We start from the raw sequence: 18536 nt of genomic DNA, 5'->3' as shown, positions 1-18536 counted from the left end.
AAGTTTATTCTCGTTAATAGCATTTTTGTCTTTTACAACATTTTCTTCTTATATAATTCACACTTAACGCCACACCCGTGATGCAAACGGCTGTACCTCCAAGCAGCAATACCCAAAGCACAGTCTTGCGCAGGGTGGCATTGGAGTTCAGACCGGGCAGACGCATGCGGTGCAGGGCTGTATAGCTCCAGTATTTCCAGCGGGAGGAGGTGTCTACATGGCGGATGATTCCCGTTTCCGGGTGAATGTAATAGACGCTCCGGTCCGGGTCGTCCACCGTTATCTTCCAGACGGGAAGCTGGGGTCGTCCGCGATACATATTGCTCATGTCGCGATAGTAGGTCTCGAAATGTTCGAGCCGGGAGATACGTATGCCGGGGATATGTTGTGAAGAATCACGCTGGGAGGTATGAATGCTTTCCACGCCTTTCAGGATTTCTTCTTCGGAGAGTTGTAACGGACGCGGCAGGCTGTCGGCGGCATCGATGTAATACTCGTTTTTTCTATCTTTTACGATGTAGTAGGGATGTTCGCGGAAGTTGCGCCACTCTATCTGCAAAGCTTGGGGATAGGCAGCTATGACACGGCGGTAGTCCAAGGGGTAATCCTCCGGTTGTGGGGCACGGGCATGGAGCGTGCGTGTGGCGCTGCCTTTCTTCAGTGCCGGTTTATGAATCCATTCGGGAATGTCTGCCAGAGACATCATGCCGCTGAAGGTGAAGGTCAGTACGAAGATGCCGAAAAATATTCCGCTGACGTAGTGCCAGTGATACCATCTTTTTCGGTAGGGGGAGAACTTGGGATGGCGGCTTCGGTGCGTCTTACGCCATACATCTACAGTCACCCAAATGCCGGCAATGACCATGAGACAACCCAGAGCTGTGAGCCAGATGACGGTCTTAGTCCAAAGGACGGTGTCCTGCCGCAGCCAGGTGAAGTATACCCAGTGGGGAATGGCACCCAGCCATGCCCAGAAGCGTTCGCTTCTGTTGGAGAACTGCAAGGCCTCACCGTTTTGTGAACTCAGATAGAGCTGTGTCCTGGCATCATCGGCAAAGTATATTTTATAAATGGGCATTTCCTTTTTCAGTTCAGCGAAGGGAATCCATTGGTCCAGAGAGTGGAGGGTGTCGATGCGGGTAATGGGAGAAGAACACCACAAAGCTGCTGTCCGGTGCAGGTGCTCGCTGTCCAGAGAGGGTCGTGAGATGGTGGAATCGGCAAGGAAATGAAACGTGCCTTTTGTGGTACTAAAGCTGAACTCGGGGTGTCCGGCATTGAGGTTCAGTATCGTAGACCTGACCTTTACGCCACGGGGCAGGCGGGCTGTGACGGAGGAGATGTCCGGAAGTGAGTCTCCGGTTTGGGAGAGCATATCCAGCTTTTGCATTTTCTCTTTGGCGCTGACACGGGGAAAGCGGTGGTACATCATCACGAAGGCGGAGAGGAACCACATGAGAAATAGGATACAGAGCAAAGTGCCCAGTATCCTATGAATAGAGTACATCAGTTTGGTGATAACATTCATTGTCGTTCGCGTTTTTCCTGCAAAAGTACAAGATGATTCAAGAACACTAAATACCCACTAATGGGTATATTATTCTGTGTCTTTTCCGGCAGCATAGGCCGCCTTCTTCGTCATGATGTCCAGCATGCGGTGCTTCAGTCCGAAACGGATATGGTCAATGAATATTTCTTGAATTTCCGGAATTTGTCCCAGTCCTTCCAGTTGTGCACTGACGGTGAAGCCTTCTTTCTCGAGCATCTCCTTCCACTCTCCGGCAATGTCGTTTTTGGCATGGTCTCCGGCAACAAACATGAAGGGTATGAGGGTCACACGTTTGGCTTTCCCGGCTTTCAGTTGTGCCAGCATGGTGTCAAAGGTTGGATAACCTTCGATGGTGCCCACATGGAAATTGGTCAGTCCGTCTGCTTTCAGCATATAGTCCATCTGACTGTAGATGGCGGTACTGGGGGTATAGGTGCCGTGGCCCACAAGGACGAAGTGTTCTTTGGTAGCTTTCTTGCTTTGTGCCGGGGCGTTGTAGCGGTTCCCCAGAATACTTGCCACTTTCTCTGCATCTTCGATAGAGTAGAGCAGGGGAGTACCTACACGTATTTCCTTGAAGAAGGGTAGTGCGTTTTCCACATCCCGGCGGAGGGATTCCATTTCTACTCCGTCAATGATGTTGGTACTCTGTACGATGAGGTGTGTGTAACCTTCGCTGCGCAGTTTCAGCATGGCATCCAGTGGAGTCAGCTTCGTGATGCCGCGCTCTTTCAAGCGGCGGATGATGATGCGCGACGTATAGGCTTCTTGGAACTTCAACTCCGGGAAGGCGGCTTGTGCCTTGGCGTTGATGGCATCAATGGTGAGGGCGCGGGTATCGTCGTGCGTAGTGCCGAAGTGCACCATGAGCAGGGCGGCCTTGTCACCGGGTTTCATACTTGCAAGCATATCGTTGTGCTCGTAATTGCCTCCCCCGTGCGCATGGCAGAGGAGGAGGAAATTACAAAGGAATAAAAAGACAAACAAATTCTTCATAAATACTGATGCTTGTTTTAATCGTTCTCTATGACACGTATCATATCGAAGTAGAAGCGTCCGTCCACTTCGGCTCCTTTCTCTACATTACCGGTCTTGATGTCATAGATGTAGATAACGGCGTTGGCATCTTCTTCAGTGTTTACACCAATGTATGCTTTGTTGTTGAAGATGACAGAACGCTGTGAGAAGCGACCGCCGCTGTAACCGATTTCCTTGCCATCATAGCTTAAGCGTGTCTTGGTTCCGGTGGCAAGGTCGATGACGGTATAGTAGTGTGAGAATGCATCGATAGCTGTAGGCTTTTTGATTCCTGCAGCAGCTGCTTTATCGCTGATAGGAGCTTTGTCATTGCGAGCATAGACCAAAGCTTTGTTGTTTCCTAAATACTGAACTGTCATCAACTTACCGTCTGCATTTTGATAACCGTTGTAGGAAGTGTCAAATTCTGTTGCGCCTACCTTAATGCGTAGTAGCATCCCCTTTTCAATACCACTTGCCTCTTCATGGAAACAAGCCAGGTAGAGGTTGTCTGCTTCGTCATACATCACGCAGTTTTGCATCAGCTCTCCATAGGCACTTCCTGCCATTTCACCTTCAACGGGAGATTTGATGTCTTTTTCTACTTCCATAGTTACCGGATTGATGATGGCTGTGTGGAAATTAGGCTCTTGTTCGCTTGCAACTGTCAGACCGGCTTTTTCTTTCCAATAATAGAAGTAGTACAATCTATTGTCCGATTTGCGGTAGGTAAGGATACCGGAGCTTGTCAGCTTGGTCCAGTTGGTAGGATCAGGTATGTTCAGAGTACCTTCATCGAGGATTGTCAGGTCTTTTGCGTTCAGCTTTGTATAAATCACTTGGTCTTTCCCGCCATTGGTAGACATGATGATGAGTGTATTGTCGTCAATCCAGGCATGTGTGTAGGCACGCACCTTATAGCTGTTGGTCTTGAAGGGACGTTCTGCAATTACCTGAACAGCATTGTTCTTGATTTGATATTTCACGAAACGGTCATTGGTTGCGGGAATCTGGTAGTAATATTTTCCTTTAGAGATAGTCTCCATGGAGTAATCTCCCAGTTCCGAACCTTCTCTTTTCACAGTGATGACACCCTGCTCTGCGGCCAATGAGTTGACGCTATGGACGATAGTGGTATTCTTGCTACTCATCCCGCCGTGCTTGTCTACGGTTACAAATAGGTCGAAGTGATAGTTATCCTCATTGACTTCCGGGTCCGGATTAGGATTAGGTTCCGGGTCATCATCGGAACACGCTGTGAATGACAGTGCCATCATGGCAGCCATAAAGGCAATCAGTGTAAATTTGAATTTTCTCATTTTGAATGAATTATTAAATGATTAGTTAATGAATAGTCTGAATTTAGCAAAAAAAGCACGTCCGGGCTTCTGCAGCTTGTAGTTGTCATAGGCTGTCTTGTCGAGGAAGTTGGTACACTCCAAAGCCAGATTATAGCGTCCGCGTCTCCATGAGTAAGTGATGTCGGCATTACAGATGTGCTGGGCGGGAATGCGTGCCTTGTTGTCATACGAGCCGTAAGCTTCCCAGGTCAAAAAGTACCAGTGCACCCACTGATAGGTACAACCCAGGCGCAGTCTGCTTTCGGGCAGGGCGATGTTGCGGAAGGTATAGTATGCTTCTACACTGCCAAAGAGCCAGGGACGGTTGGGCACACGGTTGTTGTAGGTGGCGGAGGGTTTTCCGTCGCCCTTGTACTTCTGCTGGTCGCGGGTGTCTTGGTAACTGACGTTGGTGGAGAGCTGCAGTCTGCCTTGCCAGTCGTAGCGTATTTCCCCTTCCACACCTTTCACGTGGACGGCAGGGACGTTGGTATATTGCATCGTGCCTTCTTTCTCGGCAATGCTGGTCTGAATGTAGTTGTTTACCTTGCGGAAAAATCCGCTCATCTCGTAATAGAATGTATGTCCATTGCCCGGGTGCCATGTGCCGAATAGAGAAGCATTGAAGTTGTTACTGTTTTCCGGTTTCAGTGCCACGTTGGCATAGATGGTGGTACCGTTTCCCAACAGCTCGCGGGCAATGGGTAGTCTCACACTATGTTCGTAGGATACTTTGATGGATAAAGGTTCTACGATGGTGTATCGAAGTCCAGCACCGTAGCCCAAGTAGTTCTTGGTGGTGGAACCTTGCACATCCTTCGAGCCGGTCACGCTGGATTGGTCGGTCTGCCGGATATTGGGATGGTTGATGTAGTCTTTTATGAAGAATACGTTTTCCATCTTGCCATCCAACAGAGACTGGTTGTAGGAGAGTCCCAGGATATGTTTGGTAACCACATCTTTTGACGGCTCGAAGCTGGTATCAAGGTCATCGAAGCGGTCGTTTCCGGTACGGCTCAAATGGTAGTTCAGATTAAAGCTGTGATGGGTATTCAGCTGATAGTCCAGGTTGGTGCGCATAATGGTGAGCGGACGCTTGTAGTGGCGCATGGATGGTTCTTTGCCCATAATCTCGTTGCGCTGGCTCACGATGTATCCTCCATCCCAATAGTACTTCCGATAGGCAGTGTCCACGGTCAAGGAATGGTCCCAGGTGTGGGAGAGGGAGGCATTCAGTTGCATGTTCTTCAGGATGAAGTTGTACTTCTGATAGCGGGCAGAGATGTTCCAGGAATCGGAATTCCTTTCTGCCATTCCGTATACTTTGTTTTGGACAGACCCCGTCTGCAGTTCCTTGTCTGTTTTTGAATAGGAGGCGGAAACAAAGAAGGCATCAGCCCAGGATTTGTTGACAAATCCGGCTTCCACCTGTGCCAGTAGCGAGAAGTAGCCGTCATGAAAACGCTTGGGATTGCCATATATGAAATTGTCTCCGCTTTCGTCGCGCATCTGCACATTCTTCATTCTATAATCGTTTTTGGAGTAGTTGATGCCAACGGTTGGCCGGACTATTAGTCCGGTTCCCTTTTCTACGAACTGGGTGTTCAGGTCCGTCTTGTGTGTATGGAAGGAGCCGATGCCGTAAGATACATCCAGATAATTCTTCTTCTCCTGCTTTGTAATGATATTGATGGCACCGCCCAGTGCATCTGTTCCCAAGCTGGCAGGGACTACTCCTTTGTATATCTCAATCCGGTCTATGATGTTAATGGGTAAGTTGGCGAGGGAAACACCGCTTCCTTTGGTGTCCAGTGGCATTCCGTCCAGAAAGTAGCGGATTGAATTTCCGGACAAGCCGTTGATGGAGAGGTCGAAGTCCGAGCCAACCCCGCCTTCCTCTCTCACCTTGATGCCCGTTGTACGGTTCACCAGGTCGTTGAGGTTATTTAGTGAGTTTACTATCGGCTTGATGTCGAGTGCATTGACAGCAAAGGCCCCTTCCTTCACTTTCTGCGTTTGGGTCTTTCCGTATACTTCGACAGAATTCAATGCCACGGCGCTTTCCTGCAATGTGAAATTCTGTTTTTTATCCTGCCGGATGTCGAGGGATTGTTTCACGGTTTGGTAGCCCAGGAAGGAGACGACGAAGGTGTGTTTGCCCGGAGCGACTTGCAGTGAATACTTCCCCCGGTCGTCCGTATAGGTGCCGGAGGTGGTGTTTTCCACAGCGATGGTGGCTTGGGCTATCGGTGTCCCGTGCTGGTCTATGACTTTTCCGGATAAGGTGACCTTATTCTGTGCCATACTACCTGCAGGCAGTAGGCAGATAAATGTAAATAGCAGTCCTGTGATGAATCTCATTTCAGTTCCTTATAAGCGTTCGTAACTTGCCCTCAAGGAAAAATGAACAAAGAGAAAGATTCCTTTATATGGATAAAGAATGCCTCGACTCAATGTTTTGTTGCTTTATTCCCCGAAAGCACTAAAACTATGTTGTCTTGGCAGGTCTTCTGACTTATCCCTCTTTGAATGCCTTCCCATCCGCCGGGCGGACAGTGGCTTGTAGAATATTCAAAGATTTTGGAAGGACTTACAGCAGCGGGTCTGTTCAGGATTTGCACCTGATTCCCTTTTTCATCACTCATCTCCAACAGAACCGGGAGAGGTGAAACCAAAACTGGGACAAAGATAACAAAAACTATTAGGTTTGCGAATACTCCTGATAATTTTTGTTATCTTTGCCCGCGAATTGGTTCCGGATGCATGTTTCCATCATCTGGATTAAAAGGGAATCGGGTGTAAATCCCGGACAGTCCCGCTGCTGTGAAGCTCCGTTTATATCATGAAAAACACCCTTGCCACTGATATGCATTGAAATATCGGGAAGGCTTCAGGATTAGGAGTCAGTCAGAAGACCTGCCATTCATTAAAGGCTGCCTTTGCTCGTGGGTTAGGAAGACAGTACGAAGATATTAGTTGAACATTTAAACAAGAAATGGAATGCCTTTGTTAAAGGTATGTCCGCATTGTGGTGTGACTATATATATCCTTTATATATTAAAGAAAAAGTAAAATGATTAAGAAAGTATTGATTGCCAACAGAGGTGAGATTGCCTTGCGCGTCATGCGTTCGTGCCGGGAGATGGGACTGCTTACGGTTGCGGTCTTCTCCGAGGCCGACCGCACCTCTCATCATGTGGCATATGCCGATGAGGCTTATCCGATAGGACCGGCCGTGGCAAAAGAGAGTTATCTGAATATTGAAAAAGTGATTGCCACGGCAAAGCGATGCGGTGCCGATGCCATCCATCCGGGTTACGGCTTTTTGTCGGAGAACTCGGAGTTTGCACGCCGTTGCAAGGAGGAAGGGATTATCTTTATCGGTCCCGCCGCCGAGACGATGGAGGCGATGGGCGACAAGATAGCTGCCCGCAAGCGAATGATTGCGGCAGGCGTACCCGTGGTTCCCGGAACGGAACAACCTTTGCGGAGTGCCGAAGAAGCCGTGCGCATCTGCAACGAGATAGGTTATCCCGTGATGCTGAAGGCGTCTATGGGTGGCGGTGGTAAAGGTATGCGCCTTATCCATAACGAGAGCGAAGTGGTGGAAGCCTACAACACGGCACGCTCCGAGTCCATGTCCTCCTTTGGAGACGACACGGTCTATCTGGAAAAGTTCGTGGAAGAACCCCACCACATCGAGTTCCAGATATTGGGCGACAACCACGGCAACGTCATCCACCTCTTCGACCGCGAATGCTCCGTGCAGCGTCGCAATCAGAAGGTGGTAGAAGAAAGCCCGTCACCCTTCCTTACGCCGGAATTGCGCCGGGAGATGGGGGAGAAGGCGGTTGCCGCAGCCAAGGCAGTGAACTACTCCGGTGCAGGTACCATCGAGTTTTTGGTAGACAAGAACCGTCGGTTCTACTTCCTCGAAATGAATACGCGCTTGCAAGTGGAGCACCCCATCACGGAAGAAGTGGTAGGCGTGGACCTGGTGAAAGAGCAAATCCGCATTGCCAACGACGAGGTGCTGCACCTCAAGCAGGAGGAACTGTTCCAGCGCGGCCATGCTATAGAGTGCCGCATCTGTGCCGAAGATACGGAAAACAACTTCATGCCGTCTCCCGGTGTCATCAAGCAACTGACGGAGCCGAACGGAATCGGTGTGCGTATAGACAGCTATGTGTACGACGGCTATGAGATTCCCATCTACTACGACCCTATGATAGGTAAGCTCATCGTATGGGCAACCACCCGCCAGTATGCCATCGAGCGTATGCGCCGTGTGCTCTACGAGTACAAGATTACGGGCGTAAAGACCAACCTTGCCTATCTGAAGCGCATCATGCACGTGCCCGACTTTGTGAAGGGAGAGTACAACACCCTCTTTATCGAGAAGAACGCCCGCATGCTGGTACGCACCAACACTGCCAACGAAGAGTTGGAGAACATAGCCATGATAGCTGCCTATATGGACTATCTGGTTAATCTGGAGGAGAATGTTTCGGCACAGCTACCCGATGCCCGCCCCATCAGCCGTTGGAGGGAATTTGGCTTGCAGAAGGGAGTGCTCAGGATTTAAGGAATGGATAATTGATAATGGATAATTGATAATGGATAATTAATAATGGAAATACATATAGGAGACCGTATCGCAGACATTACCCTGGTGGGTAAGGAAGGGAATAAGGTACAACTTACCATTGACGGAAAGCCCTACGAAGTGGACATTGTGATGGCAGAGAACGGAAGTTGCTCCATCCTGCACAACGGAAACTCGTTCAACGCAGGCCTTGTGCGCGGCGAGGGCGGCAAGAGTTATGACATCAGCATGCTCCAGCGTTCCTTTCATGTGGACATCGTGGACACGCAAGCCAAGTATCTGCACATGAAGAAAGGAGCCGACGAGAAGCAGGGCGACAAGATTCTGGCGCCGATGCCGGGCAAGGTAGTGAGCATCCCCGTCAAGGTGGGCGACCGACTGGCTGCCGGAGACATTGCCGTGGTGCTGGAAGCCATGAAGATGCAGAGTAACTATAAGGTAAATGCCGACTGCATCGTCCGCAACATCCTCGTGGGCGAGGGCGAACCGGTAAATGCCAACCAAGTATTGATTGAATTGGAGTTGATAAAGGAGGAATAATCCCGAGTCGCATTCAGTCCGTATATTATAAATCACTAAATTGTAAATGCAAATATGAACAGAGAAGAAATATACCGCCAGTTTGAGGAACTGGATAAACGTGCCTCGCTGGGTGGGGGCGTAGACAAGATAGAGAAACAACACGCCTCCGGCCGCATGACTGCCCGCGAACGTATTGACATGCTGCTGGACAAAGGCTCGTTCAATGAGCTGGACAAGTTCGTGAACCACCGTTGCACCAACTTCGGCATGGAGAAGAAACAGATTGCCGGAGACGGCATGGTGTCCGGTTACGGAAAGATAGACGGCCGCCTTGTATTTGTCTATGCCTACGACTTCACGGCGCATGGCGGTTCGCTCAGCGAGACGAATGCCGCAAAGATTGTAAAGGTGCAGCAGCTTGCCCTGAAGAACGGTGCTCCCGTCATTGCCCTCAACGATTCGGGCGGCGCACGCATCCAGGAAGGTGTGAACAGCTTGGCAGGCTATGCCTCCATCTTCTATCAGAACACCATTGCGTCGGGTGTCATTCCGCAGATATCCGCCATTCTGGGTCCGTGTGCCGGTGGGGCATGCTACTCTCCGGCGCTCACCGACTTTATCTTCATGGTAAAGGAGCAGAGCCACATGTTCATCACCGGTCCGGACGTGGTAAAGACCGTGACCCACGAGGAGGTGGACAAGGAGGAACTGGGCGGTGCCTATACGCATAGCAGCAAGAGCGGCGTTACCCACTTCATGTGCAATACGGAGGAGGAGACACTGATGAGCATCCGCGAGCTGCTGAGCTTCCTGCCGTCCAACAATATGGAGGATGCTCCCTTCACTCCCTGCTCCGACGATATCCATCGCCGGGTAGAGGCGCTTCAGACCGTCATTCCTGAGGACCCGAACATGCCCTATGACATCAAGGATATTATAGAACCGGTGCTGGACAACCAGTACTTCTTCGAAGTGATGCCTCACTTTGCCAAGAACGTCGTTATCGGTTTCGGTCGTCTGAACGGGCGTTCGGTAGGTATCGTGGCAAACCAACCTGCCTATTTGGCGGGTGTGCTCGATATTGATGCCAGCGACAAGGCGGCACGTTTCATTCGTTTCTGCGACTGCTTCAACATCCCGCTGATAACCTTCGAAGATGTTCCCGGCTTCTTGCCCGGAACGATGCAGGAGCACAACGGCATCATCCGCCACGGCGCCAAGATTGTCTATGCCTATGCCGAGGCCACCGTGCCCAAGATAACGCTGATTACCCGCAAGGCATACGGCGGCGCCTACATCGTGATGTCCAGCAAACCGACGGGTGCCGACGTGAACCTGGCTTATCCGCAGGCGGAAATCGCCGTGATGGGTGCCGAGGGTGCGGTGAACATCCTCTACCGTAAGTCCTCTGCCGAAGAGAAGCAGGAGATTATCAAGGAGTACGAAAGCAAGTTCTCCAACCCTTACCGCGCTGCCGAGCGTGGCCTCATAGACGAGGTCATCATGCCGCGCGATACCCGCTACAAGCTAGTGCAGGCATTGGAGATGGCGCACAACAAGAATCAGAGCAATCCACCGAAAAAGCACGGCAACATGCCTTTATAATAGTAGTTATTTTTTATGTGTGAAATGCGTATCCCCGGAGAAGTGATTTCTGTGGGGATACACTTTTTAAATAGAGAATTAAGAATTAAACAATAAGGCTGAAAAGTAAAAACTAAAGATAGAAACTATGGAACTATTAAGAAACCTCTTTGAGGGTTATCCCAACCTTTGGGGCGGAGGAGTGGCACACTCTGTCCTAATTCTGTCCCTGGTCATCACCTTCGGTATCATGCTGGGCAAGTTGAAAGTGGCGGGTATCTCGCTGGGTGTCACCTGGATTTTGTTTGTGGGCATTGTCTTCGGACATTTCGACATGAACCTCGACGAACATCTGCTGCACTTCCTGAAGGAGTTCGGCTTGATACTGTTTGTCTATTCCATCGGTCTGCAAGTAGGACCGGGATTCTTCTCCGCTTTCAAGAAGGGTGGACTTACGCTGAACATGGTAGCAATGCTTTCCGTCTTCCTCAGCGTGGTTATCACCATTGTATTGCACTTTGCCACCGGAATTCCCATTACTACGATGGTGGGTATCTTGTCCGGAGCCGTGACCAATACCCCCGGTCTGGGTGCTGCCCAGCAGGCAAACAGTGACCTCAACGGGGTGGATGCTCCGGAAATCGCACTCGGATATGCCGTTGCCTATCCGCTGGGTGTGGTGGGCTGCATCCTGGCGCTGCTAGCCTTGAAGATTTTCATGCGGATTAACACCCAAAAAGAAGAGGAGGATGCCGAGCACGGGCTGGGTCATCTGCAGGAGCTGACCGTGCGTCCCATATCGGTAGAGATACGCAATGAGGCAATAGACGGCAAGCGGATCAGAGATGTGAAACCATTGTTGAACCGTGCGTTTGTCATCTCCCGCATCCGGCACACCGGCAGTCAGGAAACAGAACTGGCGAATGCCGATACGGTGCTACACATGCAGGATGAAATTCTGTTCATTGCCAACCCGAAAGATGTGGAGGCCATTGTTGCCTTCTTCGGAAGAAAAATTTCGGTGGAGTGGGAACGGGAGGACAAGAACTTGATTTCACGCCGCATCCTCATCACCAAGCCGGAACTGAACGGCAAGTCTCTGTCTCAGCTCAAGATACGTAACAACTTCGGTGCCTGCATCACCCGTATCAACCGTTCGGGCGTGGATCTGGTGGCAACTCCCCACTTGCAGTTGCAGATGGGAGACCGTGTGACGATTGTAGGCAGTGAGCTTGCCGTGAGCCATGCGGAGAAGGTATTGGGAAACTCGCTGAAGCGTCTCAACCATCCCAACTTGATTCCTATCTTCCTGGGTATTGCCCTGGGATGTATCTTGGGCAGTCTGCCGTTCATGTTCCCCGGCATTCCCCAACCCGTGAAACTGGGACTGGCCGGTGGACCGTTGGTGGTTTCCATCCTCATCAGCCGTTTCGGGCCTCAATATAAGCTGATAACCTACACGACGATGAGTGCCAATCTGATGATACGCGAAATCGGTATCGCCTTGTTCCTGGCCTGCGTGGGGTTGGGTGCAGGAAAGGGATTCATCGATACCATTATCTACGAAGGCGGCTATGTGTGGATTGGCTATGGGGCCATCATCACGGTCGTTCCGTTGCTGGTGACAGGATTCATGGGGCGCTATTTCTGGAAGCTGAACTACTATACGCTGATAGGTGTGCTGTCCGGAGCTAACACCAATCCACCTGCATTGGCCTATTCCTCGGACTTGACATCCTGCGATGCCCCTGCGGTGGGATATGCCACGGTCTATCCGCTGGCTATGTTCCTGCGGGTGCTGACGGCTCAGTTGCTGATACTGGCACTGGCGTAGTTTCACCATAGATAATCTATGGTACATAGGTTGATTTGATAACAAGTAATGTAAAGAGAGCTAACAAGTAATGTTAGGCTGCTTTACATTACTTGTTATTTTTGTTTGTAGTATTCCTCCGCTTGTGCCAGTGTCTCCGGTTTGCCGATGTCGAACCAGCGGAATCCTTGCAGCGGATAGCCTTGTATGTGCACCTTTGTGCAGGCGGACAAGTAGAAAGGAATGATGGAGAACTTGCCGTCCCACTGCCCATCGTCCATCAGGCGGAAGAGGGAGGGGGAGATGACATGGATTCCTCCGAAGGCGAGTTCCCGGTACTTCGTTTCCCGGTAGTCGAAGCCTGCCGGTTTCACCTCTCCGGTGGACTTGTTTATCCAGCCGTGCAGGTGGTAGTCGTCGTCAAAAAGGAGATAGCGGGAAGTCTTGCGCTCGCTCACAAGCAGGGTAGACTCCGCATCGCTCTCCAGATGGTGGCGGTAGAGACCTGCAAGGTCAATGTCCGTCAGAATATCCGCGTTGTGCACCAGGAAAGGTTCTTGCCCGTCCAGAAAGGGGCGTGCCTTTTTGATGCCTCCTCCGGTGTCGAGCAGCATGCCGCGTTCGTCGCTGATGTGAATCTCCGTGCCGAAGTTGTCGTGGGCACGGAGGAAGTCGATAATCTGCTCCCCGAAGTGGTGGATATTGACCGTTATCTCGTTGAATCCTGCTTCCTTCAACCGCAGTATCACCCGTTCCAGCATGGGCTTTCCTGCTACGGGAACGAGGGCCTTGGGCATGTGGTCCGTCAAGGGGCGCAACCGGGTGCCCAGGCCGGCGGCGAAAATCATGGCTTTCATATTGGCATATTCTCACATTAGCACATTAAACTTTGGCCTTAAACGTCTGTTCAATATTCTGTTCTCTATGTATCAGGTTCACTTGTACGCCGAACTTCTTGTGCAGATGTTCCGCCAAGTGTTGTGCCGAGTACACGGAGCGGTGCTGTCCGCCGGTGCAGCCGAAGCAGACAGACAGATTGGTGAAGCCGCGTTCCATGTAGCGCTTCACGGAAGCGTCGACAAGGGCGTAGGCATGCTCCAGGAATACGGCTATCTCGCCGTCGTCTTCCAGGAAGCGGATAACGGGTTCGTCCAGTCCCGTGAAGGGTTTGTAACGCTCGTACTTGCCGGGGTTGTTCACAGCGCGGCAGTCAAAGACGAAACCTCCTCCGTTGCCCGTGGAATCTTCGGGGATACCTTTTTTGTAGGCAAAGCTGGTGACTTTCACCACGAGGCGGCGCTTTTGCAGGTCGTCTGTAAACTGTTTCAGCTCGGTAAGTTCGCGCAGAATCCGGCAGAGGTAGGGATATTCGGGATAAGGCTCTTGAAGCAGCTGGCGCAGGTTCTCGATGGCGAAGGGGACACTTTGTATGAAGTGGGGCTTCTTCTCGAAGTAACCGCGGAAACCATAGGCACCCAGCACCTGCATGGTGCGGAACAATACGAAGTGGCGAAGCTGGGCATAGAAATAAGCCTCGTCCACGGGCTGGTACTTGCGCAGGGCGTCGATGTATTCCTTCAGCAACTCTTGGCGCAGGCTGTCGGGATAGTTTGCTTTGGCTTGCCACAAGAAGGAGGCTACGTCGTAGTAAACCGGACCTTTGCGTCCGCCCTGGAAGTCGATGAGCCACGGCTCGCCGTCCTTTATCATAACGTTACGGCTCTGGAAGTCGCGGTACATGAAGGTGGCGGAGCTGCTACGGAGCAACACGTCTGCCATCTTCTGGAAGTCGTCCTCCAGCCGGTCTTCCTGAAAGTCCATCCCCGTAGCCTTGAGGAAGCAGTATTTAAAGTAGTTCAGGTCCCACAGAATGCTGCGGCTGTTGAACTCTGCCTGCGGGTAGCAGTAGGAGAAGTCCATGCCGTCGGCTCCGGCAAACTGCACGGCGGGCAGCAGACGGATGGTCTTGCGCAGTAACTGCTTCTCATCCTCGCCGAATACGCTGGTCTTGCGGCCTTTCTCGATGGCATTGAATAGGAGCGAGTCGCCCAGGTCTTCTTGCAGATAATAGATATCATCTTCGGAGCGGATGAACACTTGCGGTACGGGCAGTCCTTTCTGGCGGAAATGTTCTGCCATGTAGAGGAAGGCGCGGTTCTCCTCCACAGACTCTCCGCTGACGCCGATAAGTGTAGGACTTCCGATGAGGCGGAAGTAACGGCGGTTGGAGCCGGAGGAGGGGAGTTCGTCAATCTGTTCCGGTTCGTGTCCGGTATGTGCGATGTAGAGTTTCTTAAGTTCTTCGGTTATCATGGTGGTATGTTTTATTTTGGCAGCTAAGATAAAACTTTTGTCGGAGATATGCTTATCTTTGCACGTTGAAAATGTGCTAATGTGCCAATATGCCAATGTGCCAATGACCTGCGGCATGGGGAAGTAGCGCAAGTATAGCGCAGCCGATTAGCACATTGGTACATTAAATCATTAGCACATTAATTATGCGTTCCATCTCTCAGTTTCTCATAGCCGCCCCTACATCGGGCAGTGGAAAGACCACCGTCAGTCGTGGACTGATGGCATTGTTTGTGAAGAAAGGTCTGAAGGTGCAGCCTTTCAAGTGCGGTCCCGATTATATAGATACTAAGTATCACGAGGCGGTATGCGGCCGTCCTTCCGTCAATCTGGATACTTTCATGGCATCTCAGGAGCACGTAAGCAGTCTGTATGCACGCTATTCGGCGGATGCGGATGTTGCCGTGGTCGAGGGGATGATGGGGATGTACGACGGGTACGACCGCGACCGGGGCTCGTCGGCAGAAGTGGCACGGCTCTTGGGTATTCCTGTGGTGCTGGTGGTTGATGCCAAGTCGGCTGCCTATTCCATGGCTCCTTTGTTGTCGGGGTTCATCAATTTCCGTCCGGATATACGTATTGCGGGAGTTATCTTCAATCGTGTCGGCTCGCTCCGCCACTACCGGATGCTGCAGGAGGTCTGTGAAGACTTGAACGTGACTTGTCTGGGCTATCTGCCCAAGCAGAAGGAACTGGAGCAGGAGTCACGCCATCTGGGGCTGGATTTCAGCCGTTCTAAGGAGACGGAGGGGCTGGACATGCTGGTAGGCTTGCTGGAGGAACATGTGGACTGGGAACTGCTGCTCTCGACAACCGGGCTTCCATTGCCTGCGGCGGCTGTGGAGGAGAAGCCGATACTATCAGAGCCGGGGAAGCTGCATATCTCGGTAGCGCGCAACGAAGAGTCCTTTTCCTTCCTCTATGCGGAACATCTGGATATTCTGCGCCGTATGGGCACGGTCACTTTCTTCAATCCGGAGCAGGACCGGGCTGTTCCGCAAGAGACGGATTTGCTCTATCTGCCCGGCGGCTATCCCGAGAACCGTCTGGAGGAACTTGCCGGGGCAAGGCTTGCCAGGGAGTCTATCCGCAGCTATATAGAGGCCGGTGGCAGGACGCTGGCAGAATGCGGGGGGATGATATATCTTTCGCAGTCCGTTCTTTCTGATGGGGATACGGACGGGGGAAGCGCCGGGAGCTGTGTAGGCAATATTGGAAATGAGATGGTAGGAGTATTGCCTTTCAGCATTACGAACGAGCGTAAACGCAGGAAATTGACATTGGGATACCGCCGGTTCGACTATAACGGATGGCGGCTTAAAGGACACGAATTCCATTATACGCAGTTTGCCGTGCCCGAAACCGATGGAAAAGAAGGTGGTGCGTGCAGTCTTCCTCTTTCGATAGCGCAGGTCTACAATGCCAAAGGAGGGAAGGTAACCACTCCCGTCTTTCGCTATAAGAACCTGATAGCCAGTTATACGCATCTGTATTGGGGCGAGGTGGATGTGATGGCTTTGTTCGGTGAACTCTAATCTTGCAGAACCTCCTTTGAACCGGTTTGTTTTAGTGAACAAATTTATTTATCCTTATATATTCTTTATAATTTTCTTATATAATTTACTTTGTACTCATAAATTTTTCCCATCAACGTGGCCTTTTTAGGATATGCGTAGGGTGCGGATTTGAAAATCAGATTTATTATGAGTAAAAAAGAAAAGAATGTAGAAATGGGGAGCCCCATGAAGATGCCGGATTTGGCATCTTATATGCAGACGGTGATTGAGCAGTTGGAAGCGGATAAGAAGCGCTCGGCGGCACATACCTATACGTATGCGTTGAAATCTATCGCGGAGTTTTACGGTGGGGCAGGAATGCCGATGCCGGTGGATGAGGTCTTTACGCCAGGCAGGTTGAAGGAGTATGAAGAATGGATGAGACGGGAAGGAATGAGGAAGCGGAAAAGAGAGCCTAAAGGGTTGAGCTTGAATACCATTTCCACCTATATGCGGAACTTGAAGGCGGTATATCACCGGATGGTCGGTGAAAAGGTGCTGCCCTATAACCCGAAATTGTTTGATGACGTGTACACAAAAGTGGAATCACAGACTAAACGGGCGTTGGAACTGGAACAGATGAATACGTTGCTGTGTACAGACTTAAGAAAATTGCCTTCGGATCTGCGGTGTGTGCTGGCTTATTTTTTATTGATGTTCCTATTCCGAGGAATGCCGTTCATTGACCTCGCTTATTTGCGTAAACAAGATGTGAAAGGGAACCGCATTGTATATAGCCGCCACAAAACAGGACGGCAGATGACGGTGCGTATTCCCAAAGAAGCGATGGAACTGATGAAAGAGTTTAAAAACAGGAATCCGGATTCCATCTATCTCTTTCCGATTCTACACAAACAAGAGAGTAAGAAGAAACGGGCCGGGAAGGTGAAAAAGGATAAAGAACTGTATATGGATTATCTTCGGGCTCTTCGTGGCTTCAATCTGAAACTGGAAAAAATAGCGTCTCTGTTGCTGCCAGGTGTGAAGCTCAGCTCATATGTGGCGCGCCATACATGGGCTACGTTGGCTTTTCATGCAGGAATGAGTATCGGCATCATCAGCAAGGCATTGGGCCATTTCTCTATCAAGGTGACGGAAACATACCTGAAACCTTTTGAGAATGAAAAGGTGGATGCGGCCAATGAAGAACTGATAATCTCGGTCGCAGGATACAATGAAAAGAAAGTTGCATGAAAAATGCCGTCTGACAATGGCTCTGGTAAGGGAAGTGTTACTTACCAAGTAACGGATAGTTTGATTCACAAAGATTGGAATTCTTCCTCATAAATCCAAATAATAGTTTAGTTTTCTATAAAAATCTTATCATTTTATTTGTTTACCGACACAACACACGAAAAAATACATATTGTTCCGGTGTGTATTCTGAAAAACACACAAAGTGCTCCTCCATTTCTGATGCCTCAAAAACGGAATATATTTCTTTACATCATTATATGACTCCCAAAACAGCTTTTTTATTGCGGATAGAGAAGACTATCCGTTACTTGGTAAGTAACGGCTTGACAAAGCAAATTATAATGATACTTATAAAAATAAAACACTTGCTTTTTGCATCGGGAAACATGCTGCTATTGTGGGTGTTTTACAACTTCACCTTCTTCATGTTGGTCGCTTGTAGTCACCGTGAGCAGGTTTACTCCCTTGAAACTGAAATCATGATCAGTGCCGATTGGAGTCGGTCGGGATTGAATGAGAAGGAACAGGATTATGGTGCCACCACTGTATTCTATCCTACAGACGGCAGTAGTCCCATTATGGTACTGATGGGCGACCGAACGTATAAGACTGTGTATCTGAAAGAAGGACGTTATGACGTTGTTCTCTTTAACCGTTCATTTGACGATTTTGGTAACCTGGGCTTTAGGGGAGAAGATGCCTACCGGACGTTGGAGGCACATGCCACAAATGTGGTGACAAAGAATGTCCCTTCCACGGAGATAATCATTATGGATAGTCCCGACGAACTTGCAGCCGATTGTATGGAAAGTTTTGAAGTGACTCCGGGCATGTCGGGAAACTATTCATCGGGCATGACTAACTGGGGGAGCAAAAAGATTGACGGTAGTAAAAATGGTTGCCAGCTCTGTTTCCTTCCCCAAAAACTGACTCAAAAGATAACAGTTAAAATCCGTATTAACAATAGTCCGTTAAATTTTTCGTAGGAACACAAGGTTAG

13 protein-coding genes and 2 riboswitches are annotated in these 18536 nt (G+C 50.2%); of the genes, 7 read left to right on the top strand and 6 right to left on the bottom strand.

Annotation, left to right across the window (positions count from 1 at the left end):
- Positions 1–13: 13 nt before the first annotated feature.
- The 4 genes from DW800_RS15585 to DW800_RS15570 all read right to left on the bottom strand — a co-directional run bounded on the left by DW800_RS15585 (position 14) and on the right by DW800_RS15570 (position 6267).
- Complete coding sequence (locus DW800_RS15585; RefSeq protein WP_119958189.1) at positions 14–1528, bottom strand: PepSY domain-containing protein; 1515 nt, start codon at positions 1526–1528, stop codon at positions 14–16.
- 69 nt (positions 1529–1597) lie between these two features.
- Positions 1598–2545 carry a sirohydrochlorin cobaltochelatase gene (locus tag DW800_RS15580; protein WP_119958188.1) on the bottom strand — a complete coding sequence of 316 codons (948 nt, stop codon included), beginning with the start codon at positions 2543–2545 and terminating at the stop codon, positions 1598–1600.
- Positions 2546–2562: 17 nt separating this feature from the next.
- A complete protein-coding gene (locus DW800_RS15575; RefSeq protein WP_119958187.1) occupies positions 2563–3885 on the bottom strand; it encodes a hypothetical protein in 1323 nt (440 codons plus the stop codon).
- A gap of 21 nt (positions 3886–3906) precedes the next feature.
- Entirely contained in the window at positions 3907–6267 is a 2361-nt protein-coding gene (locus DW800_RS15570) for a TonB-dependent receptor (protein WP_009038544.1), read from the bottom strand.
- Positions 6268–6388: 121 nt separating this feature from the next.
- Positions 6389–6597, bottom strand: a riboswitch (cobalamin riboswitch).
- A 42-nt stretch (positions 6598–6639) separates the two neighbouring features.
- A riboswitch (cobalamin riboswitch) is annotated at positions 6640–6845 on the top strand.
- A 134-nt stretch (positions 6846–6979) separates the two neighbouring features.
- Between DW800_RS15570 and accC the strand changes: the two genes are divergently transcribed.
- The 4 genes from accC to DW800_RS15550 all read left to right on the top strand — a co-directional run bounded on the left by accC (position 6980) and on the right by DW800_RS15550 (position 12452).
- Positions 6980–8491, top strand: a complete 1512-nt coding sequence (accC, locus tag DW800_RS15565) for an acetyl-CoA carboxylase biotin carboxylase subunit (protein ID WP_117589519.1) — start codon at positions 6980–6982, stop codon at positions 8489–8491.
- A 45-nt stretch (positions 8492–8536) separates the two neighbouring features.
- Complete coding sequence (locus DW800_RS15560; RefSeq protein ID WP_005829357.1) at positions 8537–9052, top strand: biotin/lipoyl-containing protein; 516 nt, start codon at positions 8537–8539, stop codon at positions 9050–9052.
- Positions 9053–9106: 54 nt separating this feature from the next.
- Positions 9107–10639, top strand: coding sequence for an acyl-CoA carboxylase subunit beta (locus DW800_RS15555; RefSeq protein ID WP_005829355.1), 1533 nt, complete (start codon positions 9107–9109; stop codon positions 10637–10639).
- 127 nt (positions 10640–10766) lie between these two features.
- The gene (locus DW800_RS15550; RefSeq protein WP_009038541.1) at positions 10767–12452 is read left to right on the top strand and encodes a putative transporter; all 1686 of its coding nucleotides are present in this window, start codon (positions 10767–10769) and stop codon (positions 12450–12452) included.
- A 95-nt stretch (positions 12453–12547) separates the two neighbouring features.
- Here DW800_RS15550 and DW800_RS15545 read toward each other — a convergent pair whose 3' ends face one another.
- Positions 12548–13288: a nucleotidyltransferase family protein gene (locus tag DW800_RS15545; protein ID WP_022401004.1), complete on the bottom strand. Its 741-nt coding sequence runs from the start codon at positions 13286–13288 to the stop codon at positions 12548–12550.
- Between the two features lie 25 nt (positions 13289–13313).
- Positions 13314–14744, bottom strand: a complete 1431-nt coding sequence (locus tag DW800_RS15540; RefSeq protein WP_008663434.1) for a phosphotransferase — start codon at positions 14742–14744, stop codon at positions 13314–13316.
- A 185-nt stretch (positions 14745–14929) separates the two neighbouring features.
- Between DW800_RS15540 and DW800_RS15535 the strand changes: the two genes are divergently transcribed.
- The 3 genes from DW800_RS15535 (at position 14930) to DW800_RS15525 (ending at position 18522) form a co-directional block, all read left to right on the top strand.
- Complete coding sequence (locus tag DW800_RS15535) at positions 14930–16318, top strand: cobyrinate a,c-diamide synthase (RefSeq protein WP_117703342.1); 1389 nt, start codon at positions 14930–14932, stop codon at positions 16316–16318.
- 168 nt (positions 16319–16486) lie between these two features.
- Complete coding sequence (locus tag DW800_RS15530; RefSeq protein WP_005836693.1) at positions 16487–17533, top strand: tyrosine-type recombinase/integrase; 1047 nt, start codon at positions 16487–16489, stop codon at positions 17531–17533.
- Between the two features lie 344 nt (positions 17534–17877).
- Positions 17878–18522 carry a DUF5119 domain-containing protein gene (locus DW800_RS15525; protein ID WP_243634923.1) on the top strand — a complete coding sequence of 215 codons (645 nt, stop codon included), beginning with the start codon at positions 17878–17880 and terminating at the stop codon, positions 18520–18522.
- The last annotated feature ends 14 nt before the right edge of the window (positions 18523–18536 follow it).

It is taken from the genome of Bacteroides sp. AM32-11AC (assembly GCF_003603515.1).
Lineage (GTDB): Bacteria > Bacteroidota > Bacteroidia > Bacteroidales > Bacteroidaceae > Bacteroides > Bacteroides uniformis.
Note: the sequence above shows the minus strand (reverse complement) of the source record. Positions and strands in the feature narration are given on the sequence as shown.